Below are 24,181 nucleotides of genomic sequence, written 5' to 3'. Positions count from 1 at the left end.
TGCGCGCCGGACACCGATAGGACTATGTCAGTCAGCATTGTATTTCACTTGCTCGCCGCGCTGGCCTACGCCGTGCTGGGCATCGCCCTGTGGCGGCCCATCGCGCAAGCCAGCGACGTCCGCCCCACCGGCACCATCGGCCGCAGTTGCCTGCTGGGCGCCATCGCCCTGCACGGCGTCGGCCTGGCCGCCGCCGTCATCGTCCCCAGCGGTCTGCACCTGAGCTGGGCGCTGGCCCTGTCCACCGCCATGTGGCTGGGCATGATCGTCTTCTGGATCGAGAACTTCCTGTTGCGTCTGGACAGCCTGCTGCTCCTGCTGCTGCCCGCCGCCGTCGTCGTCAGTCTGCTGGCCACCCTGTTTCCACACGGCTACCTGGTGCCCCACGCCAGCAACGACTGGCTGCGCGTGCATCTGCTGATCGCCATGACGGCCTACGGCCTGATCACCGTGGCCGCGCTGCACGCCATGCTGATGACCGTGCTGGACCGCCACCTGCACCGTCCCATCGAATCGGCCGGCGAACAGGGCGCCATCGGCCGCGCCATGACCGCCATGCCGCCGCTGCTGACCCTGGAACAACTGCTGTTCCGCCTGATCTGGATCGGCTTCGGCGTGCTGACGCTGACCGTCCTGACCGGCAGCGCCGTGTCCCTGCGCCTGGGCGGCCGCGCCCTGCCCATGGACCACAAGACCGTCTTCACCCTGCTTTCCTGGGCCACCTTCGGCGTGCTGCTGGCGGGCCGTCACATCCAGGGCTGGCGCGGCCGCGTCGCCCTGCGCTGGACGCTGGCCGGCTTCGCCTTCCTGCTGCTGTCCTACACGGGCAGCCGGTTCGTCCTGGAAGTCATCCTGCAACGAGGCACTCTTGGGTAAATTCCTGCTCTGGGCGATCATCATCCTGGCCGTCCTGTTCGTTTCCCGCGTCCTGAGCCACCAGAAGGCCAACGCCCGCCAGGCCGCCGCCCGCCGCCAGGCCGACGACGCCAAGGCCGCCTCCGAAACCATGGTGCGCTGCGCCCACTGCCGCATCTACCTGCCCCGGTCCGAGGCCTACCAGAGCCAGGGCAAGACCTGGTGCAGCCCGGAACACGCCCGGCTGAGCCTGGGGAAATAAATGACGGCGGGGACGCCTGCCGCGCCCGCGCCGGAGCGGTCCCTGTCCATCGGGCCGGATGGCTGGCTGGCCGAGGGCCGCGGAGTCCTGCGCCGTCCCTCCCCCAATCACGATCAGCGGCCCGACGACGAAGACCCCTGCCTGCTGGTGATCCACAACATCAGCCTGCCGCCCGGCGTGTTCACGGGCGAGGCCATCATCGATTTTTTCCAGAACCGCCTGGACATCGCATCCCACCCCTGGTTCGAGCACATCCGCGACCTGCGGGTCTCCGCCCATTTCCTGATCCGCCGCGACGGGACGATCGTGCAATTCGTGCCCACGGTGCTGCGCGCCTGGCATGCGGGCGTTTCGTCCTTCGAAGGGCGCGAGCGCTGCAACGATTTTTCCATCGGCATCGAACTGGAAGGCACGGACACGCTGGCCTATACGGACGCGCAGTACGAACGGCTGGACGCCCTGGCGGCGGCAATCCGCGCCCGGCACCCGATCCGGGCGGTGCGGGGACACGAACATATCGCGCCGGGCCGGAAGACGGATCCGGGGGAAGCGTTTGACTGGGAACGATTCGAGCGGGGGGAGCGCAGCCATGAAACCACGCATCACCGTCATCACCCTGGGGGTCGATGACCTGGACCGTTCGGTCCGGTTCTATCGGGACGGCCTGGGGCTGGCGACCGAGGGCATCATCGGAAAAGAATTCGAAAACGGCGCGGTCGCTTTTTTCGACCTGCAGGCGGGATTGAAGCTGGCGGTGTGGCCGCGCAAGAGCCTGGCAAAGGATTCCGGGTTACCGCCGGGCCCGGCCAGTGCCACGGCATTCAGCCTGGGCCATAACGTGGCGTCGCGCGACGAAGTGGATGCGGTGATGGCGCAGGCCGCCGCGGCGGGGGCCGTGATCGTGAAGCCGGCGCAGGAGACGTTCTGGGGCGGATATGCGGGGTATTTCCAGGATCCGGACGGGCATGTGTGGGAGGTGGTCTGGAATCCGGGGTTGGTACCTGAAGCGTAAGAAGGCGTGCGGCATGTTGGGCGCCTGTGCGCCACAACTCAATGAGATGCAACGACACTCGCAAGTTTCGCGCACGCGTCATCGATGTTTTCGGGCCGCAGGTTCGTCACGCTGAGTAACAAGCCTCGCTGCGCATGCGTGCGGCGCAGGTACCAGGCGGAGAGGGCGGAGGGCGCCAGGCCGTGTGTGCGGGCAATGTCGACAATGGCGCTGTCGTCGGCGCTCTGTGGAAGCGGGGCAATCACGCCTAGGCCCGCGGTGAGTGGGCCCGACAGAAACTTGCCGACATGCGCCAGCGCGAGATTGCGGCGCTCGGCATAGAGCGTCTTCATCTGGCGCAGATGACGCAGGAAGTGCCCATCCGCCAAAAACTCCGTGACAGCGAGTTGGGTGGTCCGGTTCGGAGCCGGGGCCAACACGGCGGCAACCTCGACCAGACGCTCCGCCAGCAAACGGGGGGCGACGACGAAACCGAGGCCCAACGCCGGGCTGAGCGTCTTGCTGAACGAACCGATGTGAATCACGCGCTCGGCGGCTTTACCTACGGCAAGGGCCGGTGCCGCCCGACCGTCGAGTTGTAGTTCTCCGAGATAGTCGTCTTCGATGATCCATGCCTTGCTTGCCACCGCCCAGTCGAGCAGGGCGTGTCTGCGCGCCGGCGACAAGGTCACGCCGAGCGGTGCGTGTTGACCCGGGGTCACCAGTGCCAGCAGGGCGTCTGGCGCGCGAACGATGCCCTCTTCTACGCGCAGCCCCTCGGCATCGACAGGCACAGGTTCGAGCGCGGCTCCGGTCAGTTCCAGCGCGCGCCTTCCCAGCGGGTAGCCTGGCTCCTCGATCCACGCCTTGCGCCCGTGTGGGCGCAGTGCCGTCAACGCGAGCATCAGACCCTGCCGGTATCCGCTGGTGACGATGATCTGATCCGGGTGGCATTGCATATGTCGGCTGATGGCCAGATGGCTCGCGATCTGAGTCCGCAGCGCAGGTTCGCCGCGCGGGTCGGCGTAGGCCGTGTAAGTCATGGCATCGGCGCGTACGGCGCGCGCCCGCATGCGGGCCCAGAGCTTGGCGGGAAACGCGTCGTCAGCCGGCACGCCCATCTGGAACGGCAGCGGGGCGCTCGAATAGGGGCGGGTAAAAGCCGCCAAAGGCCCGTCGAGGGGCGCCTCGTCGTCCTCTTGGCGGGCGGGTGGTCGAGTGCATACGCGTGTGCCTGCGGGGCCGGCACCGAACACAAGGTTCTCGGCAATCAGCCGATCATAGGCCACACGAATCGTGCCGCGCGCAACGCCAAGCTGCGCGGCGAGGTCTCGGCCGGAAGGCAAACGCTGCCCTGGCGCAAGCCGTCCCTCGACGATCGCCTGTCGCAGGCTCGCATGGATCTGGTCGCCTATGGGGGCGATGGCGGCACGGTCCACCTGGAAGGAAAGCGCATTGGGCGTCTTGGGGTCAGTCATCTTGGGTCAGTCGTTTCGGCATTTTTTGGGCCTGTTTCTCCGATATCCGGCGGAGTATCGTGGCGTTATGACATGGATCGCGGCCGAAGTCGATAGGCGCTCCCGGGGCGTGCCGACCGCGACACGACTCACCATCAACGACAGTAAAGGATTGAAATGGCCCGATTGAACTGGCAAGAGATCGCACCTGACGGCGCGAAGGCTCTTTTCGGTATCCACCAATACATCACGCAGAAGACGAACCTTCCCGAGGAACTCGTGCACCTCGTGTTCCTTCGCGTTTCACAAATCAACGGCTGCGCCCACTGCATCGACATGCACAGCCGCGACCTGAGGAAAATCATGTCGATCGACAAGATCGCGTTGGTACCGGTCTGGGACGAGGTGCATCACTTATTCTCTGACCAGGAGCGCGCCGCGCTGGCCTGGGCGGAGGAGGTGACCCTTGTCAGCGAAACGCATGCCTCGGACGAAGCGTATGCCGCAGCCTCGGCACAATTCACGCCCAAAGATCTGGTCGACCTCACCATCACGATCGCCGCAATGAACGCGTTCAACCGGCTGGGTGCGCCATTTCGGCTTCCTGTCGCCGCCACATTGTGATCCGTTCCGGACAATCATGTCGAACGCGCGTCTGGGCCGAGTGTGACCATTCCGCAAGAAATTTCCTCTGAAAGCCGACACCCTCTTCACACCAGGGCACTCATCAAACCGCCCCCAATCCGCCCCTCATGCCCATGCCCACCCAAAAAGCCCACCTTTTCCAATCTCTCCACCACGCCCCCCGCGCCTTCATCATCCCCAACCCCTGGGACATCGGCACGGCGAAACTGCTGGCGGGCATGGGTTTCCAGGCACTGGCGACCACCAGCGCGGGCTACGCCTACACCCGGGGCCTGTCCGACTACCAGGTCGACCGGGACCAGATGCTGGCGCACGTGAAAGCGCTGGCCGAGGCCACGGACCTGCCCGTCAGCGCGGACATGGAAAGCGGCTATGCCGACACGCTGGAGGGCATTGCGGAAACCTACAGGCTGACGGCGCAGGCGGGAGCGGTGGGCGCCTCCATCGAAGACGCCACGGGCCGGGTGGACGCCCCGATCTTCGATCTGGCCGAGGCGGTGGACCGCGTGACGGCGGCGGTCGAGGCGGTGCGGGCGCTGCCCTACCCCTTCACGCTGACGGCGCGCGCGGAAAACCATCTGCATGGGCGTGACGACCTGAAAGACACGATCCGCCGCCTGCAGGCGTACCAGGAGGCGGGCGCCGACGTGCTCTACGCGCCGGGGCTGCGCACGCGAGAGGAAATCCAGGCCGTGGTCAGTGCGGTGGACCGCCCGGTGAACGTGCTGATGGGCTCGCCCGGGATGAATTTCACGCTGGACGAGCTATCCGGCATGGGCGTCAAGCGCATCAGCGTGGGCAGCGCGCTCGGCCGCGCGGCGTTCGGCGCTTTCCTGCGCGCCGGCCGCGAAATGGCGGAACGCGGCACGTTCACGTTCGGGGAAGACGCGGTCAGCTACGCGGACATGGCCCGGCTGCTTGGCCCCCGCCCGTCATGACGCGGGCGGCGTGGGATGAGCGCCACAACAGGATGGCTTCGCCCGGGCGCAGGCGGTAAAATGGAACATTCCTTTTGAATCAGGCATTTTCATGTCCAGTCAGCGCATGCATCAGCACCCCAGCCAGGAGGCCATCCTGCGCGCCGTGGCCAGTTCCACGGCCATCGAAACGGGTCAACGCATCGCCGACATCGAGGCAAAACTTCGCGGCGGGGACAGCCACCTGCCCCAGGTTTCCCTGGCGACGATCACCCGCCCCGCCCAGCCAGCGCAACGCTGACCAATGCGCGCATGGGCACGTAGTCCATGCCCACGCCGCACTGGATCGCGGTGAAATACGCGGTCTTGTCCGCATCCCATCGACTGTAGTCCAGCGGGCCATGTCCGGCCTGCACTGCCATCACGTCCGCCAACAGGCGCGACACGCGTCCGTTGCCTTCTCGGAACGGATGGATGAGGATCAGTTCGACATGGCAAACGGCAATGGCATCGGCCAACGATTCATTGTCCACGTCATGGCACGGTGTGTAGCGATGCAGGTATTTCTGCTCGAACTCGTCCAGTAGCCGGGGAATCTGCAGGGCGGCGGCGAAATGAAAACCGTCCTTGCTCATATTGACGGACCGGGGCCGTCCCGCCCAATCGTACAGATTGCCCAGCCACTGGTGATGCCATCCCATCAGGTCGGCGACATCCAGCCGCCGATTGGGAAACTGTTCCCGCATCACGCGTTCATAGAGCCGCAGCAGCAGTCTCGTCTCGAGTTCGTCCATGACGGCCGGATCCGTGATGCCTGGCCGATTCCGCAGCACCTGCTCGTTCGAGCCGTGCTGGTACTCGACTTGCGAACCGGTGGCGTGATAACGATCGGCGGCCATATCACTCATCAATGCGTTGAACATCACGGCCGGGCGCGGCCGCTGGGTGTATCAGTATGCCTTCAGGCGCTGGCTGCCACCAGCACCGGCATCACGCGCGCATACCCCGCGGGCGCGAACCGGACCACCAGGCCGGCGACGATCGTGACGCAGGCCAGGTGCCAGAGCCACCCGGCCGCGTAGCCGCCCGTGGCGTCGTGCAGCGCGGCGACGAGCCATGCCGGAACCGCCGCCAGGATGAAGCCGCCGCCCTGCATCAGCGCCGACAGCGCCCCCGCCTGCGCCGGGTCGGGCAGGTGGTCCAAGGCCACGATCATGATCAGGGCGAAACACCCGCCCAGGCCTGCGCCCAGGATGACCGCCAGGACGAAAGGCGCCACGGTGGGCATGAACGCCAGCCCCGCGAAACCGGCCGCCTGCAGGGCCAGCGTCAGCCATAGCCATGTCCGCCGGTCGGGCGTTTTTCTGGCCAGAATGGGCAGGGTCAAGGCCGTCGCGGCCTGGCTGACCGACAGGACGGCCAGCAGGCTGCCGCTGGCGGCGGCGCCCCAGTCATGCGCCTGATACGCGGGCGCCAGCCAGGCCACGACCGAGGTATAGCCGCCATTGATGAGACCGAAGCAGCCCATCAGCAGCCAGGTCCGCGGCCGCGACAGCAGAATGCGCGTGAGATTGGCCGTCTGGCGCGCACGCGCGTCGCCCGGCAGAAAGACGCCCGCCAGGACGACGGCCGCCCCGGCGGGCAAGGCGAAGCACGCCAGCCCCGCCGCCCAGTTGCCGGTCGCATGCGCGACCACCGGAGACGCCACGGCGCCCAGGGCGCCGCCGCCCATCAGCGTGGCGGAATACAGGCCCATCATGGGCCCCACGTGGCGCGGGAATTCCCGCTTCACGATGCCCGGAAACACGGCCTGGACGACCGCCACGCCCAGGCCGATCATCGCGGCCGTGGCGACCATCGACCAGCCGGTCGAGGCCGGCAGGCGCAGGGCGATGCCGGCGCAGATCACCAGCAAGGCGCCGATCATCGACCGGCGCGCGCCGAACGCGCCCTGCAAGGCCGGGCCGGCGAACGCCACGGCGCCCATGAGCAGCATGGGGATCAGCGTCAACAAGGCCATGCCCTGCAGGCTCAGCCCCGTGCCGTCCTGGATGCCGGCCGCGAGCGGCCCGATGCTGGTGAGAAATGGACGCAGATTGAACCCGATGAGCGCCACGGTGGCGATCAGGGCGAGGCGCCCGGACTTCGACTCCATGCTCATCGCCGGTTCAGGCTCCGTGCCTGCCAGTCCGCATAAAGATCCTGCCTGCCGTCGAGCCTGACCGGGACATGGCGGATTTTCATCGACTGCTGGTCGAAAGGCTTGGCGAGATCAGCGTAGACGGCGGCGGTGGACATGCCGAAGGGCTCGCCGTCCTCGTTGGAATAGGCGTAGGCGACCTCCTGGATGCCCGACAGGCGCATCGCGCCCATGCACATCGGACAGGGATGCCCGCTGGCATAGACCGCGCAGCCGTCGAGACGGGGGGAGCCCAGATGCTGGCTGGCCGCGCGGATCGCGAGCAGTTCGGCATGCGCGGTGGGGTCGTTGGTGCCGATGATCTCGTTGACCGCCCGGGCGATGATCTTGCCGTCCTTGACCACCACGGCGCCGAAGGGGCGCCCGCCCCGTTCGGCATGGGCGTAGGCCAGTTCAAGAGCCTGGCGCAGATAATCCGATTGCTGTTCCATTGGACGATTTCCTTTGAATGCCGCTGACACTCAGCGCGCGCCGGCGGCCAGCAGCGCGGCCTCGATCTTGCGGTAGCCGCGCGAACGCGCATGCCGCAGCGGTGTCACGCCCTCTCCGTCGGCCAGATCGGGATCGGCGCCGGCCTGGAGCAGCAGATCCACGATCCGCTGGTGCCGTTCGCCCCCGTTGCCCAGGATGATGGCTTCGAGCAGTGCGGTCCAGCCGAGACGGTTGACGTGATCGACCTCGACGCCCGCTGCGATCAGGGTGCGCACCGTTTCGACGTGGCCTCGTTCGGCGGCGGGGATCAGGGCGGTTCCCCCGTATCGATTGGTGCTCTTGAGGTCGGCCCCGTGCGCCAGGGTCATCTTCAGGATCTCCAGATGTCCTCGCGCGCCTGCATACAGATAGGCGCTGTCCTGGATCCGGTCCTTGGCATTCACGTCGGCACCGGCATCGATCAGCGCCCGGGCGGCGCGCACCCGGTTCGCCCGGGTCGCCACCAGCAGGGGGGTCGAACCCGATCCGTCGCGTCCGTCCAGTCCCGCCCCCTCGGACAAGAGCCTGTCGATGGCGGCGGCATCGTCCCGCGCGGCGGCGGCATGCAGCGGGTATTGACCGGCGGATTCCGCGGAGACGGAGCGCGCGCTGGCGAACAGCACGAATGCGCAGAGCATCATCGCAAACGGTCTGGTCATGCGGCCTCCCAAGACGGTTCCTCAATGGACGTCAGAATAGTGCCGCCGCAATATATTTGGAAATTAAATTATTGCATCCCACCCATCGGAATTCCGCATGACGTGCCCTACTCCCGCAACGCCCGCGCGTGAAACGCGATGTGTTCCCCGATGAAACTGGCGATGAAGTAGTAGCTGTGGTCATAGCCGGCGTGCCGGCGCACGGTCGACAGATAACCGGCATCGAGGCAGGCCGCTTCCAGCAGTTCGGGCCGCAATTGCGCCTCCAGGAACTCGTCGTCCAGACCCTGGTCCACCAGCATCGGCACGTGTTCCGAGGGCGAGGCCGCGCGGATCAGCGCCACCGCGTCCCACCGTCCCCAGGCCTCGCGATCCTCGCCCAGGTAGGCGGCGAAGGCCTTTTGCCCCCAGGACACCTGCGAAGGCGCGACGACGGCTGAAAACGCCGACACGCTGCGATAGCGCCCGGGGTTGCGCAGGGCGGTGACCAGCGCGCCGTGCCCGCCCATGGAGTGGCCGGCGATGGACCGCGCGGCCGTGGCGGGGAAATGCCGCTCGATCAGCGCGGGCAGTTCCTCGGCCACGTAGTCCTGCATGCGGTAATGGGCCGCCCAGGGCGCCTGGGTGGCGTTCAGATAGAAACCCGCGCCCTGGCCCAGGTCGTAGGCGGGGTCGTCGGCCACGCCCTCGCCGCGCGGGCTGGTGTCGGGCGCGACCAGGATCAGGCCGTGACGTTCGGCATGGGCCTGGGCGCCGGCCTTGGTGATGAAGTTCTGTTCCGTACAGGTCAGGCCCGACAACCAGTACAGGACAGGGCACGATTCGCCGCGCAAGGCGGCCGAGGGCCGGAAGACGCCGACGCGCATGTCGCAGCCCAGCGCGGCCGAGGCATGCCGCCAGACTTCCTGGCGGCCGCCGAAACAGGCGTGCTGTTCAATGCGTTCCATAGCGCACCACCGAACGGATGGATTGGCCTTCGTGCATCAGGTCGAAGGCATGGTTGATGCCGTCCAGGCCCATGGTGTGGGTGACGAAGGGGGCGAGATCGATCTCGCCGCGCATGGCTTCCTGGACCATGCCGGGCAGCTGGGAACGGCCCTTGACCCCGCCGAAGGCGGTGCCGCGCCAGGACCGGCCCGTGACCAGCTGGAAGGGCCGGGTGGAGATTTCCTGGCCGGCGCCGGCGACGCCGATGATGATGGACTGGCCCCAGCCCCGGTGGGCGCATTCCAGCGCGGCGCGCATGACGTTGACGTTGCCGATGCACTCGAAGCTGTGGTCCACGCCCCAGCCGGTCATGCCGACGATGACTTGCTGGATGGGCTCGGCGTGGTCCTTGGGATTGACGCAGTCGGTGGCGCCGAAGACCTTGGCCAGCGCGAATTTGTCGGGGTTGGTGTCGACGGCGATGATGCGCCCGGCCCCCGCCTGGCGCGCGCCCTGGACCACGGCCAGGCCGATGCCGCCCAGGCCGAAGACGGCCACGGTGTCGCCGGGCTGGACCTTGGCGGTGTTGCGCACGGCGCCGATGCCGGTGGTCACGCCGCACCCCAGCAGACAGACCTGTTCCGGATTGGCCTCGGGGTCGATCTTCGCCAGCGAGACTTCCGCGACGACGGTGTATTCGCTGAAGGTCGAGCAACCCATGTAGTGGTAGATGGGCTGGCCCTGGTAGGAAAAGCGCGTGGTGCCGTCGGGCATCAGGCCCTTGCCCTGGGTGGCGCGCACGGCCACGCACAGATTGGTCTTGCCCGACTTGCAGAACAGGCATTCGCCGCATTCGGCGGTGTACAGGGGAATGACGTGATCGCCCGGCGCAATGCTGGTGACGCCCTCGCCGACCTCAACGACGATGCCCGCGCCCTCGTGGCCGAGCACCGCCGGGAACACGCCCTCGGGGTCGTCGCCGCTGAGGGTGAAGGCATCGGTGTGGCAGACGCCGGTGTGCGTGATCCGGATCAGGACTTCGCCCTTGCGGGGCGGTTCGACGTCGATCTCGACGATCTGCAGGGGTTTGCCGGCCTCGAAGGCCACGGCGGCGCGGGATTTCATCGGTCAATCTCCAATTCCGCCCGCCCGGCGCAGGCGGGGTTCAGGCCGATTATGGCCAGAACCCCGCCGGATGACAAACGCGCTCAGTTCCCCAGCAGCAGCGCGTTCACCCGTTTCACGAACGCCGCCGGATCCTTCAGGGCCGCGCCTTCGGCCAGCATGGCCTGGTCCAGCAACAGTTCGGCCCAGTCGCCGAACGATTCGTCGGGCTGCGCCTCCAGGCGCTTGACCAGGGCGTGCTGCGGGTTCACTTCCAGGATGGGCTTGACCTCGGGGGCCTCCTGGCCGGCGGCCTTGAGCATGCGCAGCAGATGCGGGCTGAGTTCGTGCTCGTCCACGACCACGCAGGCGGGCGAATCCACCAAGCGGGCGGTGGCGCGGACTTCCTTGACGCGTTCGCCCAGGGCGGTCTTCAGGCGCTCGAGGGTCGGCTTGAAGGCCTCGGCGGCCTCGGCCTGCTGCTTCTTTTCTTCCTCGTCGGCCAGGGCGTCCAGGTCCAGGCCACCCTTGGCGACCGAGGCCAGGGCCTTGCCGTCGAATTCGCGCAGGTAGGACAGCATCCACTCGTCCACGCGATCGGACAGCAGCAGGACTTCCAGGCCCTTGCGGCGGAAGACTTCCAGGTGCGGGCTGTGGGCGGCCGCGGCGTAGGAGTCGGCGCTCAGGTAGTAGATCTTGTCCTGGCCTTCCTTCATGCGGCCGATGTAGTCGGCCAGGGACACGGTCTGCGCCGGACTGTCGGCCTGGGTGGACGCGAAGCGCAGCAGGCCGGCAATGCGGTCCTTGTTGGCGGGATCCTCGCCCACGCCTTCCTTCAGGACCTGGCCGAACTGGGTCCAGAATTCGGCGTATTCCTCGGGCTTGTCGCGGGCCAGGTCTTCGAGCAGGCCCAGGATGCGCTTGGCGGAGCCTTCGCGGATGGCGCGCACGTCGCGGCTTTCCTGCAGGATTTCCCGCGAGACGTTCAGCGGCAGGTCGGCGGAGTCGACCACGCCGCGCACAAAGCGCAGGTAGGCCGGCAGCAACTGGTCGGCGTCGTCCATGATGAAGACGCGCTTGACGTACAGCTTCACGCCCCGGCGGGCGTCGCGGTCCCACAGATCGAAAGGCGCGCGCCTGGGCACGAACAGCAGCTGGGTGTATTCGCTGCGGCCCTCGACGCGGTTGTGCGTCCAGGCCAGCGGGTCTTCGTAGTCATGCGAGACGTGCTTGTAGAACTCTTTGTACTGTTCGTCGGTGACGTCGGACTTGGACCGGGTCCACAGGGCGTTGGCCTGGTTGACGGTTTCCCATTCGTCCTTGACGACCTGCTCGGATTTTTCCGCGTCCCACTCTTCCTTTTTCATCTGGATGGGCAGGGAGATGTGGTCGGAATAGCGGCGCAGGACTTCGCGCAGTTTCCAGCTGGAGAGGAACTCTTCCTCGTCGGCGCGCAGGGTCAGGGTGACGGAGGTGCCGCGCGCCTCGCGGTCGATGGCGGACACGGAGAATTCGCCCTGGCCGTCGGATTCCCAGAGCACGCCCTCGGACGCCGGCAGGCCGGCGCGGCGGCTGCGCACGGCGACCTTTTCGGCGACGATGAAGGACGAATAGAAGCCCACGCCGAACTGGCCGATCAACTGGGCGTCTTTCTGCTTGTCGCCGGTCAGTTGGGAAAAGAACTCGCGCGTGCCGGACCGGGCGATGGTGCCCAGGTTGGCGATGGCCTCGTCGCGCGACAGACCGATGCCGTTGTCGGTGATGGTGACGGTGCGGGCGTCCTTGTCGAATTCGACGCGGATACGCAGGTCGGCATCGCCCTCGAGCAGGTCCGGATGGTCGATGGCCTCGAAGCGCAGCTTGTCGCAGGCGTCGGAGGCGTTGGACACGAGTTCGCGCAGGAAGATTTCCTTGTTGCTGTACAGGGAATGGATCATCAGGTGCAGCAACTGCTTGACTTCGGCCTGGAAGCCCAGGGTTTCGGCCGTCTTGGTGTCGGTTTCGCTCATGATTCGGATGGGTTCGAAGGTTCTGGCGGGATTGCATGGCGCCCCGCGGACGGCCCGGTGGACGGTCTCGGGGCGGACTGCTGAATTACGTGGGGCCGGCGGGCCGGGTTTTCAAGACCCGGGAATGCGGGCCGGGGGCGCCCTCAGCCCGCCGACGGCAGGGGCGGCGGCATGGGGGGCAGCGTGCCGCCCGTCTCCGGCGCGCCCGGCGCGCGGTCCGGCGTCCGCAACTGCGGCATCTCGACCGTGGAAACCGGTCCGGTCATGCGCGCGCCGTGGCGGCGGATGATGTCGGCGATCTTCAGCAGCACGTCCTCCTGGACATTCATGAAGTCGTTGTAGTCGGTGCTGACTGTGAAAGCATACAGGGACAGTTTCAGCGAAAAGGTCCCGCAACTGCTGAAGTTGAAGGCGAAGAAATCGTGCTTCACCCCGGGATGCCGGCCCAGCATGTCGCGCGCGTCGGCGACGATGGCCGGGACGGCGTCGATGTCGGCGTAGCGGATGTGGATGTCCTCCATGATGCGGCGACTGGTCATGCGGGTGTGGTTGATGACCGGCTGGGTGTTGAACATCGCGTTGGGCACGTAGAAGGGCTTGCAGTCGAAGCCGATCAGGCGGGTGGCGCGCCAGCCGATGTGCTCGACCCCGCCCATCAGGTCGGTGCCCGGGATGATGATGTATTCGCCGACCTTGAACGGGCGGCTGGCGAAGATCGTCAGCCCGCCCAGCAGGTTGGCCACCAGGCTCTGCGCGGCGAAGCCCACGGCAATGCCGCCCATGCCGCCGAAGGCCAGCAGGCCGGCGATGGAAAAACCCAGCGCCTGCATCATCATCAGGATGGCCGTGATGACGACGGACGCCTTGGTCAGTTTGCCGATGGCGTCGGCCGCCGTGGGGTCCAGTTCGCGGCCGTGCGCGCGCGCCCGCAGCAGCAGATTGTCCTGGATGCGGTTGATCGCGCGCAGCAGCAGCCACATCACCGTCAGGATCACCCCGACGTCGCGGATCGGCGACAGGCCATGCGCCAGCAGCGAATCCTTGGCGAATTCGCCGTCGGCCTCGCTCAGCAGGATCTGGCCGGCCAGCGCGATGCCCAGCACCCAGACCAGCATCTGCGCCGGCAGCGCGGCGCCCGCCAGCAGGCCATGCCCCCAGGCATGGCGCACGGGCTGCAGGCGGCGGGCGATGCGCTCCAGGACGATCCGCAGGAAACCGCCGGCCAGCAGGGCGCCCAGGACGGCGGCGAAGACCAGGATGACGGTCCGCCACTCGTGGTAGACCGCCGTCGCTTGTTCAAGAATGGAAGAAATCAAACCACGAAACTCCGGTTGAAGGGATCGGGATTCCCCGGCGCGGGGAATCCCCGGACGGGTCCAGTGTATCGGCCCGGGCGGGGGGCCTTCAAACCATGCCGGGCGTGAATAGTCCTCATTTGTTTCCGGATATCTCCGGATAGAGGACGATCCGCTAAGGTTATTCTGCAAAAGCAACAATTCATCCAGCACCCTCCTTGCAGGAGACAACACATGTCCGGACGACGCACGGGCTCTGGCACGGGCCGCATGGCGCGCGCCACACTCGGCACCCAACTGTTCATCGCCGCCACCCTGATCACCATCCTGGTCATGGCGGTCCTGGCCTCCATCATCACCTGGCAGAACCGGCAGACGGCGATCGACAACGTCAGCGCCGCCAACCGCTACGGCCTGCAGGGCTACGACCGCACCCTGCAACTGATCTACGACATCGCCCGCAAGCGCAGCGAATCTCTGTACCCGGTGCTGATCCGCTACCTGAACGGCGAACCCAAGCCGACCGGCGTGGTGGAAAACGGCATGCCGGTCTTCAAGTCCTCGGGCATGCCCATCAACGGCGACCAGGACCTGATGCGCAGCGTCACCGGCATGTCGGCCGAAATCTACGCCCGCACCGACAAGGGCTGGCAGCGGATCGCCAGCGCCTACCAGGACCAGCCGGACCACGCGCTGGGCGAGACACTGGGTTCGGCCGCACGCATCGCCCAGGCCCTGGACCAGGGCGAGATCGTCAATTTCCCCGGCCTGGTCGGTGGGAAATGGCACCTGATCACGGTCAATCCGCTCAAGGACGGCGGCAAGGTCTACGGCGGGATCATCGAATACCTGGACATCAGCGCCCAGATCGACCCGGTGCTGAAGGACCTGACCGAGACCAAGCTGGCCGAGTACGGCCAGTTGTTCGTGTTGCGGCCGACCCCCGACGGCAAGGACTGGATCCGCGTCGCGGGCATGTTCGGCAAGCCCGGCGACCGGTTCAGCGCCGGCAATCCGCCGGAAGACTTCGCCGCCATGGACGGCGCGTTCCAGTCGGCTCCGGCCGGGGTGCGGCGCGTCACGGTGCGGGGCCAGGAAATCTTCCTGGCCTGGCAGACGGTGCCCAACTGGGGCTGGCTGATGTACGGTTTCGGCAGCGTCGACGACTACCTGGCCGATAGCACCCGCGAGATGTGGGTCCAGCTGGGCGTGATGCTGCTGGGAACATTGCTGATTTCCCTGCTGATCCGCTGGCTGGCCCGCCGCACCCTGAAGCCCGTGCATGACGTGGTGGTGGGCATGCAGCGGCTGGGCAACGGCGATCTGACCCACGCAATCCCGGACAGTCCCGCCCACAGCCGCAACGAGGTCCACCTGTTGCTGGACAGCTTGCGCGGAACCCAGGAAGCCCTGCGGCACATGATCCTGCAGGTGCGCCACAGCGTCGGCGAGATCCACACCGGCGCGCGCGAGATCGCCGTCGGCAACACGGACCTGTCCAGCCGCACGGAAGAGCAGGCCGCCTCGCTGCAGGAGACGGCCGCCAGCATGGAGGAACTGGCGTCCACCGTGCGCCAGAACGCCGACAACGCCCGCCAGGCCGACCAGTTGGCCGCGGGGGCCTCGCGGACCGCGCACCAGGGCGAGCAGGCCGTCCACGGCATGGTGGACACCATGAAACGGATCGCCGACAGTTCGGCCCGGATCACCGACATCATCGGCGTGATCGACAGCATCGCCTTCCAGACCAACATCCTGGCGCTGAACGCCGCCGTCGAGGCCGCCCGCGCCGGCGAGGAAGGCCGCGGCTTCGCCGTGGTGGCCGGCGAAGTCCGCGCCCTGGCCCAACGGTCCGCCGACGCCGCGCGCGAGATCAAGTCGCTCATCGAGACGGCGTCCGGGGAAGTGGAATCCGGCACCCGCCAGGCGGGCGACGCGGGCGCCACCATGCAGGAGGTCCTGGCGGCGGTGGACCGGGTGACGCACATCATGGGGGAAATCGCCTCGGCTTCCAACGAGCAATCCACCGGCATCGACCAGGTGAACCTGGCGATCACCCAGATGGACCAGGTGACGCAGCAGAACGCCGCACTGGTCGAGCAGGCGGCGGCCGCCGCCGATTCCCTGCGGGAACAGGCCGACCGCCTGGCCGATACCGTGGCGGTGTTCCGCACCGGGGAAACCGGGGAGCCGTCCCCGGTCGCGGCGCAGCCCCGCGCCCCGGGCCGCGCCCAGGCGCCGCGCCTGCCCGGCTAGGCTGGCAGCAGCCGCCAGGCCAGCAGGAACATGACGGCGGCGATGCCGCCGTCCAGCCAGCGCCAGGCGCCGGGGCCGCGGAACAGGGGCGCGCACAGGCGCGACCCCAGTCCCAGCGCCGCCAGCCACAACACGCTGGCGGTCAGCGCCCCGGCGGCAAAACCGAAGCGGGCATCGTCAAAGCCGTGGGCGATCGAGCCCAGCACCAGCATGTCCAGCCAGAAATGCGGATTGAGCAGCGTGAAGCCCACCGCCCCCAGCAGGGCGGCACGGCGCGAAGACACGGCCGCCTGATCGGCCCTGGGGCCGGTGGCCGGGCGCCAGGCCCTGCGCGCCGACTGGATGCCGTACCACGACAGGAACACGACCCCGCACCACAGCACGGCGTCCGCCAGCCCGGGAAGCCAGTCCGTCAGCGCCCGCAGCCCCGACACGCTGCCGAAGATGAAGCAGGCGTCGATCAGGGCGCACACCAGCAGGATGGCGCTCAGGTGCGCCCGGGCGATTCCCTGGCGCAGGATGAAGGCGCTTTGCGCCCCCACCACGGCGAACATGCCCAGGCCCGTGAGCGTCCCGCTGGTCCAGGCGGACAGCATGGGGGAAACGGCGGGGAAGGCGGCGGCGAACATCGTGCGGCTCCTGCGGCATGAACGGAAAACGGAGCGGCAAGGCCGGCTCCGCATTGATCTGGCCATCATTGTGGAACAGGAGAAGATATAAAATACAGCTAATTTATTTAAATACGATTTAGAAAAACTTAATCCGTGGATCCGGCGCGGGGCCGGATGCCGGACCTAGGGAGCCCCCCATGCAACTGGATCACGACAATCTGCGCGCCCTGGCGGCCGTGGTGCGCGAGGGCAGTTTCGAGCGGGCCGCCGCCGCCCTGCATGTCACGCCTTCGGCCGTTTCCCAGCGCATCAAGACGCTGGAATCCCGCATGGGCCGGCTGCTGATCCTGCGCACCATTCCGGCACAGCCCACGGACGACGGCCGCGTCCTGGTGCGCCTGGCCGAACAGGCCGCCCTGCTGGAGCACGAAGCCCTGGACCGCCTGGGCATGGGCGAGGACCGCCCCGCGCCCAGCCTGCGCGTCGCCGTCAATCACGACAGCCTCGAAACCTGGTTCATCGAGGCGGCCACCCGCTATGCGGCGCAGACCCGCACGACACTGGACCTGGTCTCGGAGGATCAGGACCATACGGCCGCCCTGCTGCGCAACGGCAGCGTGCTGGCGGCCGTCACCACGCTGGGCGATCCGGTGCAGGGCTGCCGGGTCCACGCGCTGGGCCGCATGCGTTATGTGGCCACCTGCGCGCCCGACTTCCACGCGCGGCATTTCTCCCGGGGCGTCACGCCCGAGGCCCTGGCGGGCGCGCCGGTCCTGATCTTCAATCGCAAGGACGACCTGCAGGCGCAGTTCGCGCGCGGGGTGATGGGCGACACGCCCTGGCAACCGCCGACCTGGTGGGTGCCCTCGTCCCACGCCTTCGTTTCGGCCACCCTGGCCGGACTGGGATGGACCATGAACCCGCTGCCCATGATCCGCGAGGCGCTGGACGCGGGCCGTCTGGTGCCCCTGCGGGCGCGGGCCTGGCAGGACGTGCCGCTGTACTGGCAGCACTGGCGCACGGGTTCGCACACCATGGAACGACTGACCTCGGCGGTGCTGCGCGCCGCCCGCGCCCTGGTGCGCCCGGCCCGCGCGCCGGTTCCTGCGGCGCCGGAAGCCGCCGGGCCGGCCGCGGACTGAATCCAGCCCCGGCCGCACCCGGACACGGCGGCCGTCAGGCGCCCTGGCGCAGACGGCTCAGGGTCGTCGTCGGCGTGATGGCCTCCGGGTCCAGCAGGCAATGCAGGATGGCCGGCAGGCCGCTGTCCAGGGCGCGACGCAGCGCGGGGGCGAAATCCTCCGTCGTCTCGACGCGTTCTCCATGGCCGCCGAAGGCGCGCGCATAGGCCGCGAAATCGGGATTGCGCAGCGCGGTCGCCGACACCCGGCCGGGATAGCGCCGTTCCTGGTGCATGCGGATGGTGCCGAACATGCCGTTGTCGATCAGGATCACCAGGATCGGCAGGCCGTACTGGACCGCCGTGGCGAATTCCTGGCCATGCATCATGAAACAGCCGTCGCCCGCGAAGCAGACCACCCTGCGATCCGGATAGAGGCGCTGGGCGGCCACCGCCGCCGGCAGGCCGTAGCCCATCGAGCCGGAGGTGGGCGCCAGCTGGGTCCCGTAGGCGCGGAAATGATAGAACCGGTGCAGCCAGGTGGCGTAATTGCCGGCCCCGTTGGTCAGGATGGCGTCCTCGGGCAGCACGGCGTTCAGATGCGCCATCACCCGACCCATCTGCAGGGCGCCGGGGTGCTCGATGGCCGAGGGGTCGCTCCAGGCCAGGCGCCGCGCATGCAAGGCCTCGCAGCGCCGGACGCGCGCCGGCGTCGCCGTGGGGGACAGCGGCTCGATGGCGCGCACCCAGATCCCGGGGGCGCACGCCATGGCGATGTCCGCCTGATAGACCCGGTTCAGTTCGCCCACGTCGGGATGCACGTGGACCAGCGTCTGGGACGGGTTCGGCACGCCGAACAGCGTGTAGCCCTGGCTGGGGATCTCGGACAGGCGTCCGCCCACCGCCAGGATCAGGTCGGACTCGCGGATCGCCTCGATCAGCCGGGGATCGGCGCCCAGCCCCAGGTCGCCGATGAAACAGGAATGCTCCACGGGGCACAGCATCTGGCGGCGGAACTGCACCGCCACCGGCAGGGCGTGGCGCTCGGCGAAGGCGCCGAAGGCCTGCACGGAACGGGCGTCCCAGCGGCTGCCGCCGAGAATGGCCAGGGGACGCTGCGCATCCGCCAGGCGGTCGGCCAGGGCCTGGATCTGCCCGGCCGGCGGCAGGGTTTCGGGCACGTGGCAGGGCCGCGCGTCGGCCACCGCCACGGTCTCCTCCAGCATGTCCTCGGGCAGGGCCAGCACCACCGGGCCGGGCCGCCCGGACAATGCCACATGGAAGGCGCGCGACAGGTATTCGGGAATGCGTTCGGCCTGGTCGATCTCGGCGGCCCACTTGACCTGGGAACCGAACACGGCGCGGTAGTCCATTTCCTGGAACGCCTCGCGGTCGCGCATGGCCCGGTCGATCTGCCCGACCAGCAAAATCAGCGGCGTCGAATCCTGAGACGCCACGTGCACCCCCGCGAACGCGTTGGCGGCACCCGGCGCGCGGGTCACCAGGCATATCCCGGGCCGGCCGGTCAGCTTGCCATAGGCCTCGGCCATGATGGCGGCCCCGCCCTCGTGACGACAGACCGTGACCTCGATGTCGGCGTCGACGAGCCCGTCGAGCACGGGCAGGTAGCTTTCTCCGGGCACGCAGAACACATGTTCCGTGCCGTGCAGGCGCAACTGATCCACCAGCACGTGGCCGGCCAGGCGAGGCGCCGGATGGACCGGCCGCCGCGACGGCGCCAGGACGGGGCCGCCGTGCCCGGAACCCTCCGGGGTGGCGGGGCTTGCGCTGGAACGCAGGGTCATGAGGGGTTCCTTTCCGAAGAGTGATCGAAAGACAGGGCACAGCGCGCGGCGGCCAGATCCCAGGCCGCGCAGCCGACGGACTTGAAGACGGCCGCGCCCCCTGGCGGTCCGTCCGCCAACAGGCTGGCCAGTGACCGCACGCGGGACCAGTCCACGCCCGCTTGCAGATAATCGCCCGCCTCGTGCCGGGCGCCTTCGAGGTCATCTACGAACAGGCGGCTGTCCGCCAGGGTCCGCGCGCCGATCTCGGCCAGATCATGGCGATAGGCACCCACGCCGATCACCAGCCGGCCGTCACGCGCGGGCTGTTCGTAAACCGGCACGGCGCTGGTCGTCGCCGTGATCACAAGATCCGCGGCCGCGTCGACCCCGCATGCCGGCCGGACCCGTGCCGCGCCGCAGGACTGGGCGAAGGCCTCGGCCCGGCCGGGTGCATGACCGATCACGTCCACCCGCGCCTGCGGATACAGTTCGAGCAGGGCCTGGACATGGCCCGCCGCCTGGGTCCCGGTGCCGAACACCGCCGCATGGCGGGGGCCGGCGGGCAACAGCCGGCTCACGGCCAGCATCGACACCGCAGCCGTGCGCCGCGTCGTGACGGTCGGGCCATCCAGCAACAGGCGCAGCCGCCCTGTTTCGCCGTCATAGACCGACACCACGCCGTTGATGGTCGGCAGCCCGTGCGCGCGGTTGCCCGGCGCGACGTTGACCAACTTGTGGATGCCGACGTCCGCCGCCGTGGCCGGCATGGACAGCATGACCGCGCCATGGGGAAACGGCACGGCCTGCCGCGCCGGCGCGCACAGGCGCCCCGCCGTCATGTCACCCGCCGCCCGGACGATTTCCCGCATCAGGGCCGGGAACGGCAGCAAGGCCCGGGTCCCGGCCGCATCATGCAAGGCCCGCGCCGCCTCATTCATCGCGGTCCTCCCCCTGGCCGGCGCCCCCCGCGGATCCGGTCCGCGGCTCCGGCGCGGCCCGGACCGGCGCGCCACACGACGCCATGCTGAGCCACAGCACCTCGGCGTCCCGGGGGCCGGCGTTGACCAGACGATGCCGCATGCGGCTGTCGATATAAAAACTGTCGCCGGCCCGCAGGACCACGGACCGGTAGTATTCCGTGTGCAGTTCGACGGCGCCTTCCAGCACATAGACGAATTCCTCGCCCTCGTGCCGGCTCCAGCCCTCGTCCGCCGCGAGATCGCGCGCCTTGATGGTGCTGCGGAAGGGCATCATGCGCTTGTGGGACAGCTGGGAACACAGCAGCCTGTGCCGGTACATCGGGGTCTCGTGGATCTCGCCCTCGCCGGCCCGCTCGACGCTGCGCCGGCCCGCGCCCATGTGTTCCCGCGCAGGGGCGAACAGCTCGGCCACGTCCACGCCCAGGCCATGGGCCAGACGCAGCAGCACATCGTAGGTGGGGGACATCAGGCCGTTCTCGATCTTCGACCAGGTGGACACCGACACCCCGCTGGCGTCCCCCGCCTGGCCCTGGGTCCAGCCGCGCCCCAGGCGCAGGGACTTCAGGCGTTCGGCCAGCGCGGACTGGCGTTCCTTGACTGCGTCGATACTCACTGCCTCATCCTTTTCGATAGGGCGCCGGGCCCGGTCCGGACACTCTATACCACGTTCTTTTCAATGATCGGCCGGCCTTCCAGGATGCGCCGCCAGCCCAGGCGGCCGAGATCCAGCGTGCGATAGCGGCCATGCGCGATCAGTTCGGCCAGCGCCCGGCCGACGGCCGGCGCCTGCTGCATGCCATGGCCGCTGAAGCCATTGGCGAAATACAGATTGTCCAGATCGGGATGCGGACCCAGGATCACGTTCTGGTCGACCAGGTTCATGTCGTAGTGCCCCGCCCAGCTGCGCACGCAGCGCAGCGCCTCGAACGCCGGCACCCGGTGCGCCAGCAAAGGCCACAGCACGTCCTCGAACAGGGCGTGCTGCACGTCGAAATCGAAGCATTCCGGATCCTGGTCCGGCGGCGGCGCGATGCCGGTGATGAAGCCCCGCCCCTCGGGACGGAAATAGGCCCCGCCGGGGTCGATCACCATCGGGCACCCCGGCAGGCGCTCGGGACACTGCACGTAAAAGACGCTGCGCTTGCGGGCCTGCACCGGCAGCTCGATGCCCGCCAGGCGCGCCAGGGCCGGCGCGCCGACGCCGGCCGCGTTGACCAGCGCGCCGCACGACAGTGTCAGGCCATCGTCCAGGCGCACCCCCGTCACGCGCGCGCCGGCGCGGTCGATGCCCGTCACCCGGCGCGGCAGGTACACGGCGCCCTGGGAGACGGCCTTGCGACGCAGCCCCTGCAGCATGCCGTAGGCGTCCAGCCAGCCCTCGCCGCTCAGACCGAGCGACCCGGCCGCCAGGTCGTCCACGCGCAGCCAGGGGAACCGCGCCCGCAGGGCGGCGGCGTCCAGCAGGGCGATGTCCGCGCCCTCGCGGCGCTGCAGCGCATGATTGTCCCGCAGGACGTCCAGGCCTGCGGGCGTGGCCAGGAACAGATAGCCACCCTCGTGGAAGGCCGGATCGGGCCGCACGCCGTCCACGGCCAGGGTGTCGGCGAAGGCGCGCAGGAACGCCGTGCCGAAGCGCGACATGCGGATGTTTTCTTCGGTGGAGAACTGGTGGCGGATCGAGGCGGCCGACAGGGCGGTGGCGCAGCGCTGGTAGGTTGGATCGGGTTCGATCACGGCGACCGAACCCCGGAAGCCGCTGTCCGCCGTCAGGAAGTACGCGACGGCGCTGCCGACGGCGGCGCCCCCGGCGATCACGACATCGAACTGCGTCTGCGGCATCCTGAGGCTCTCCCCCGCCCCCTGGACCGAGAGGGCTGTCCGGCGCCTATTCTGGAAGCAATTCCCCCCTATTTCCCTAGGCATTTTCCCTAGAGGAGAAAATTTTCCCATCGGAAATACGCGTGATATCCTGGCCCGGACATCGACCCCGGCGCGCCGCCCGGACGGCGCGCCCAGCCCGGAGCCCCCACCATGGACACCCAGGATTTTCTGCACGCTTTCGGCCTGGATGCCGGCACGCTCCAGGCGGGCGGCCTGCCGGTGCGCTCGCCCATCGACGGCGCCCTTCTGGCGGACCTGCGCCCTCATGACGCGGACGACGCGCAACGCATGATCGACCGCGCGCACCAGGCTTTCCTGGCCTGGCGCCAGGTGCCCGCGCCCCGGCGCGGCGAACTGGTGCGCCTGCTGGGCGAGGAACTGCGCGCCCACAAACAGGCGCTGGGCCGCCTGGTGACCCTGGAGGCCGGCAAGATCGCCGCCGAGGGCGAGGGTGAAGTCCAGGAAATGATCGACATCTGCGATTTCGCCGTCGGCCTGTCGAGGCAACTGCACGGCCTGACCATCGCATCCGAGCGCCCCGGCCATCGCATGATGGAGACCTGGCATCCACTGGGCGTGGTGGGCGTGATTTCCGCCTTCAACTTCCCGGTGGCGGTCTGGTCCTGGAACGCCGCCCTGGCCCTGGTCTGCGGCGATCCGGTCGTCTGGAAACCCTCGGAAAAGACGCCGCTGACGGCGCTCGCCTGCCAGGCCCTGTTCCGGCGCGCGCTGGCCCACTTCGGCGACGCGCCCGACGGCCTGCTGCAGGTGCTGGTCGGCGCCCGCGAACCGGGCGAGGCGCTGGTCGACGATCCCAGGGTGGCGCTGGTTTCGGCCACCGGATCGACGCGCATGGGCCGCGAGGTCGGCCCGCGCGTGGCACGGCGCTTCGGCCGCTGCCTGCTGGAACTGGGCGGCAACAACGCCCTCGTCGTGGCGCCATCGGCCGACCTGGACATGGCCGCGCGCGCCATCCTGTTCGGCGCCATCGGCACGGCCGGCCAGCGCTGCACCACCACGCGCCGCCTGATCGTCCACGCATCGGTCGCCGACGCCCTGCTGGCGCGGCTGAAGGCCGCCTATGCCAGCGCCCCGGTGGGCGACCCGCGGGACCCCGGCACGCTGGTCGGACCGCTGATCGACCAGGCCGCCTACGAGGCCATGCGGGCGGCGCTGGACCAGGCCCGCGCCCAGGGCGGCACGGTCACGGGCGGCGAACGCCTGCTGGCGGACCGCCACCCCGACGCCTGGTACGTCCGCCCAGCCCTGGCCGAAATGCCCGGCCAGACGGATGTCGTGCGCCACGAGACCTTCGCCCCGATCCTGTACGTCCTGCGCTACCGCGATTTCGACGAGGCCCTGGCCCTGCACAACGACGTCCCGCAGGGCCTGTCCTCGGCGATCTTCACCACGGACCTGCGCGAGGCCGAGGCCTTCCTGGGCGCCACGGGATCGGACTGCGGCATCGCCAACGTCAACATCGGCACCTCGGGGGCGGAGATCGGCGGGGCCTTCGGCGGCGAAAAAGAGACCGGCGGCGGGCGCGAATCCGGGTCCGACGCCTGGAAGGCCTACATGCGCCGCGCCACCAACACGATCAACTATTCCCGCGAACTGCCGCTGGCGCAGGGCATCCGGTTTGGATGAGGCCGGACATGGGTCAGTCCTCGCGGACTGACCCATGCCTGCCGAATCGGAGCCGCCTGCAAGCGGCGACGTGAAGTGACGCCGCGGACCGCCCGGACCCGCGGATG

At 68.5% G+C, this 24,181-nt stretch carries 24 protein-coding genes; 10 read left to right on the top strand and 14 right to left on the bottom strand.

Annotated features, from left to right (window positions below):
* Positions 1-24 precede the first annotated feature (24 nt).
* Genes O4H32_RS06490 through O4H32_RS06475 form a run of 4 tightly spaced genes read left to right on the top strand, consistent with a single transcriptional unit; the run spans position 25 to position 2,129 of the window.
* The gene (locus O4H32_RS06490; RefSeq protein WP_269357741.1) at positions 25-876 is read left to right on the top strand and encodes a cytochrome C assembly family protein; all 852 of its coding nucleotides are present in this window, start codon (positions 25-27) and stop codon (positions 874-876) included.
* A complete protein-coding gene (locus O4H32_RS06485) occupies positions 869-1,117 on the top strand; it encodes a PP0621 family protein (RefSeq protein WP_269357739.1) in 249 nt (82 codons plus the stop codon). Before O4H32_RS06490 ends, O4H32_RS06485 begins: the two co-directional genes overlap by 8 nt.
* Entirely contained in the window at positions 1,118-1,747 is a 630-nt protein-coding gene (ampD, locus tag O4H32_RS06480) for a 1,6-anhydro-N-acetylmuramyl-L-alanine amidase AmpD (protein WP_269357737.1), read from the top strand. It abuts the gene before it with no gap.
* Positions 1,707-2,129, top strand: coding sequence for a VOC family protein (locus O4H32_RS06475; RefSeq protein ID WP_269357736.1), 423 nt, complete (start codon positions 1,707-1,709; stop codon positions 2,127-2,129). The genes ampD and O4H32_RS06475 overlap by 41 nt, the downstream gene beginning before the upstream one ends.
* Positions 2,130-2,167: 38 nt before the next feature.
* Here the strand turns inward: O4H32_RS06475 and pdxR are convergent, their stop codons facing one another.
* Complete coding sequence (gene pdxR / locus O4H32_RS06470) at positions 2,168-3,586, bottom strand: MocR-like pyridoxine biosynthesis transcription factor PdxR (protein ID WP_269357735.1); 1,419 nt, start codon at positions 3,584-3,586, stop codon at positions 2,168-2,170.
* 156 nt (positions 3,587-3,742) lie between these two features.
* Here pdxR and O4H32_RS06465 point away from each other — a divergent pair, with 156 nt between their 5' ends.
* The 3 genes from O4H32_RS06465 (at position 3,743) to O4H32_RS06455 (ending at position 5,428) form a co-directional block, all read left to right on the top strand.
* A complete protein-coding gene (locus O4H32_RS06465) occupies positions 3,743-4,189 on the top strand; it encodes a carboxymuconolactone decarboxylase family protein (RefSeq protein ID WP_269357733.1) in 447 nt (148 codons plus the stop codon).
* Between the two features lie 128 nt (positions 4,190-4,317).
* Positions 4,318-5,148 carry an isocitrate lyase/PEP mutase family protein gene (locus O4H32_RS06460; RefSeq protein WP_269357731.1) on the top strand — a complete coding sequence of 277 codons (831 nt, stop codon included), beginning with the start codon at positions 4,318-4,320 and terminating at the stop codon, positions 5,146-5,148.
* A gap of 91 nt (positions 5,149-5,239) precedes the next feature.
* Positions 5,240-5,428 (top strand): hypothetical protein, encoded by a 189-nt coding sequence (locus tag O4H32_RS06455; protein WP_269357730.1) that lies wholly within the window; start codon positions 5,240-5,242, stop codon positions 5,426-5,428.
* Here O4H32_RS06455 and O4H32_RS06450 read toward each other — a convergent pair.
* From O4H32_RS06450 to O4H32_RS06415, 8 genes are all read right to left on the bottom strand, one after another.
* The gene (locus O4H32_RS06450; RefSeq protein ID WP_269357728.1) at positions 5,397-6,026 is read right to left on the bottom strand and encodes a Fic/DOC family protein; all 630 of its coding nucleotides are present in this window, start codon (positions 6,024-6,026) and stop codon (positions 5,397-5,399) included. The two genes, O4H32_RS06455 and O4H32_RS06450, sit on opposite strands and share 32 nt — an antisense overlap.
* A 62-nt stretch (positions 6,027-6,088) precedes the next feature.
* Positions 6,089-7,288: a cyanate transporter gene (locus O4H32_RS06445; protein ID WP_269357726.1), complete on the bottom strand. Its 1,200-nt coding sequence runs from the start codon at positions 7,286-7,288 to the stop codon at positions 6,089-6,091.
* Positions 7,285-7,758: a nucleoside deaminase gene (locus O4H32_RS06440; protein WP_269357724.1), complete on the bottom strand. Its 474-nt coding sequence runs from the start codon at positions 7,756-7,758 to the stop codon at positions 7,285-7,287. Before O4H32_RS06440 ends, O4H32_RS06445 begins: the two co-directional genes overlap by 4 nt.
* Before the next feature lie 30 nt (positions 7,759-7,788).
* Positions 7,789-8,457 carry an ankyrin repeat domain-containing protein gene (locus O4H32_RS06435; protein ID WP_269357722.1) on the bottom strand — a complete coding sequence of 223 codons (669 nt, stop codon included), beginning with the start codon at positions 8,455-8,457 and terminating at the stop codon, positions 7,789-7,791.
* Between the two features lie 107 nt (positions 8,458-8,564).
* Positions 8,565-9,404 (bottom strand): S-formylglutathione hydrolase, encoded by an 840-nt coding sequence (gene fghA / locus O4H32_RS06430; RefSeq protein WP_269357721.1) that lies wholly within the window; start codon positions 9,402-9,404, stop codon positions 8,565-8,567.
* Complete coding sequence (locus O4H32_RS06425) at positions 9,391-10,509, bottom strand: S-(hydroxymethyl)glutathione dehydrogenase/class III alcohol dehydrogenase (RefSeq protein ID WP_269357719.1); 1,119 nt, start codon at positions 10,507-10,509, stop codon at positions 9,391-9,393. The genes fghA and O4H32_RS06425 overlap by 14 nt, the downstream gene beginning before the upstream one ends.
* An 83-nt stretch (positions 10,510-10,592) precedes the next feature.
* Positions 10,593-12,497, bottom strand: coding sequence for a molecular chaperone HtpG (gene htpG, locus O4H32_RS06420; protein WP_269357718.1), 1,905 nt, complete (start codon positions 12,495-12,497; stop codon positions 10,593-10,595).
* Positions 12,498-12,640: 143 nt separating this feature from the next.
* Positions 12,641-13,813, bottom strand: a complete 1,173-nt coding sequence (locus tag O4H32_RS06415) for a mechanosensitive ion channel family protein (RefSeq protein WP_269357716.1) — start codon at positions 13,811-13,813, stop codon at positions 12,641-12,643.
* A gap of 213 nt (positions 13,814-14,026) precedes the next feature.
* Here O4H32_RS06415 and O4H32_RS06410 point away from each other — a divergent pair, with 213 nt between their 5' ends.
* A complete protein-coding gene (locus tag O4H32_RS06410) occupies positions 14,027-16,048 on the top strand; it encodes a methyl-accepting chemotaxis protein (protein WP_269357715.1) in 2,022 nt (673 codons plus the stop codon).
* Here the strand turns inward: O4H32_RS06410 and O4H32_RS06405 are convergent.
* Complete coding sequence (locus O4H32_RS06405; RefSeq protein ID WP_269357714.1) at positions 16,045-16,677, bottom strand: LysE/ArgO family amino acid transporter; 633 nt, start codon at positions 16,675-16,677, stop codon at positions 16,045-16,047. The genes O4H32_RS06410 and O4H32_RS06405 overlap by 4 nt on opposite strands.
* A gap of 179 nt (positions 16,678-16,856) precedes the next feature.
* Here O4H32_RS06405 and O4H32_RS06400 point away from each other — a divergent pair, with 179 nt between their 5' ends.
* On the top strand, positions 16,857-17,801 hold the full coding sequence (locus tag O4H32_RS06400) for a LysR family transcriptional regulator ArgP (RefSeq protein ID WP_269357713.1): 945 nt from the start codon (positions 16,857-16,859) through the stop codon (positions 17,799-17,801).
* A gap of 34 nt (positions 17,802-17,835) precedes the next feature.
* Here the strand turns inward: O4H32_RS06400 and O4H32_RS06395 are convergent, their stop codons facing one another.
* The 4 genes from O4H32_RS06395 to O4H32_RS06380 form a co-directional block, all read right to left on the bottom strand.
* Positions 17,836-19,482 carry a thiamine pyrophosphate-binding protein gene (locus O4H32_RS06395; protein WP_407932628.1) on the bottom strand — a complete coding sequence of 549 codons (1,647 nt, stop codon included), beginning with the start codon at positions 19,480-19,482 and terminating at the stop codon, positions 17,836-17,838.
* Between the two features lie 98 nt (positions 19,483-19,580).
* The gene (locus O4H32_RS06390; protein ID WP_269357711.1) at positions 19,581-20,504 is read right to left on the bottom strand and encodes a delta(1)-pyrroline-2-carboxylate reductase family protein; all 924 of its coding nucleotides are present in this window, start codon (positions 20,502-20,504) and stop codon (positions 19,581-19,583) included.
* The gene (locus O4H32_RS06385) at positions 20,497-21,159 is read right to left on the bottom strand and encodes a helix-turn-helix domain-containing protein (RefSeq protein WP_269357710.1); all 663 of its coding nucleotides are present in this window, start codon (positions 21,157-21,159) and stop codon (positions 20,497-20,499) included. The genes O4H32_RS06390 and O4H32_RS06385 overlap by 8 nt, the downstream gene beginning before the upstream one ends.
* A 44-nt stretch (positions 21,160-21,203) precedes the next feature.
* The gene (locus O4H32_RS06380) at positions 21,204-22,385 is read right to left on the bottom strand and encodes an NAD(P)/FAD-dependent oxidoreductase (RefSeq protein ID WP_269357709.1); all 1,182 of its coding nucleotides are present in this window, start codon (positions 22,383-22,385) and stop codon (positions 21,204-21,206) included.
* Positions 22,386-22,577: 192 nt separating this feature from the next.
* Here O4H32_RS06380 and amaB point away from each other — a divergent pair, with 192 nt between their 5' ends.
* Positions 22,578-24,074 carry an L-piperidine-6-carboxylate dehydrogenase gene (gene amaB / locus O4H32_RS06375; RefSeq protein WP_269357707.1) on the top strand — a complete coding sequence of 499 codons (1,497 nt, stop codon included), beginning with the start codon at positions 22,578-22,580 and terminating at the stop codon, positions 24,072-24,074.
* The last annotated feature ends 107 nt before the right edge of the window (positions 24,075-24,181 follow it).

Source organism: Castellaniella denitrificans (assembly GCF_027214045.1).
Taxonomy (GTDB): Bacteria; Pseudomonadota; Gammaproteobacteria; order Burkholderiales; family Burkholderiaceae_B; genus Castellaniella; species Castellaniella denitrificans_A.
The sequence above is the reverse complement of the archived record's forward strand: the minus strand, read 5'-3'. Positions and strand labels throughout refer to the sequence as shown.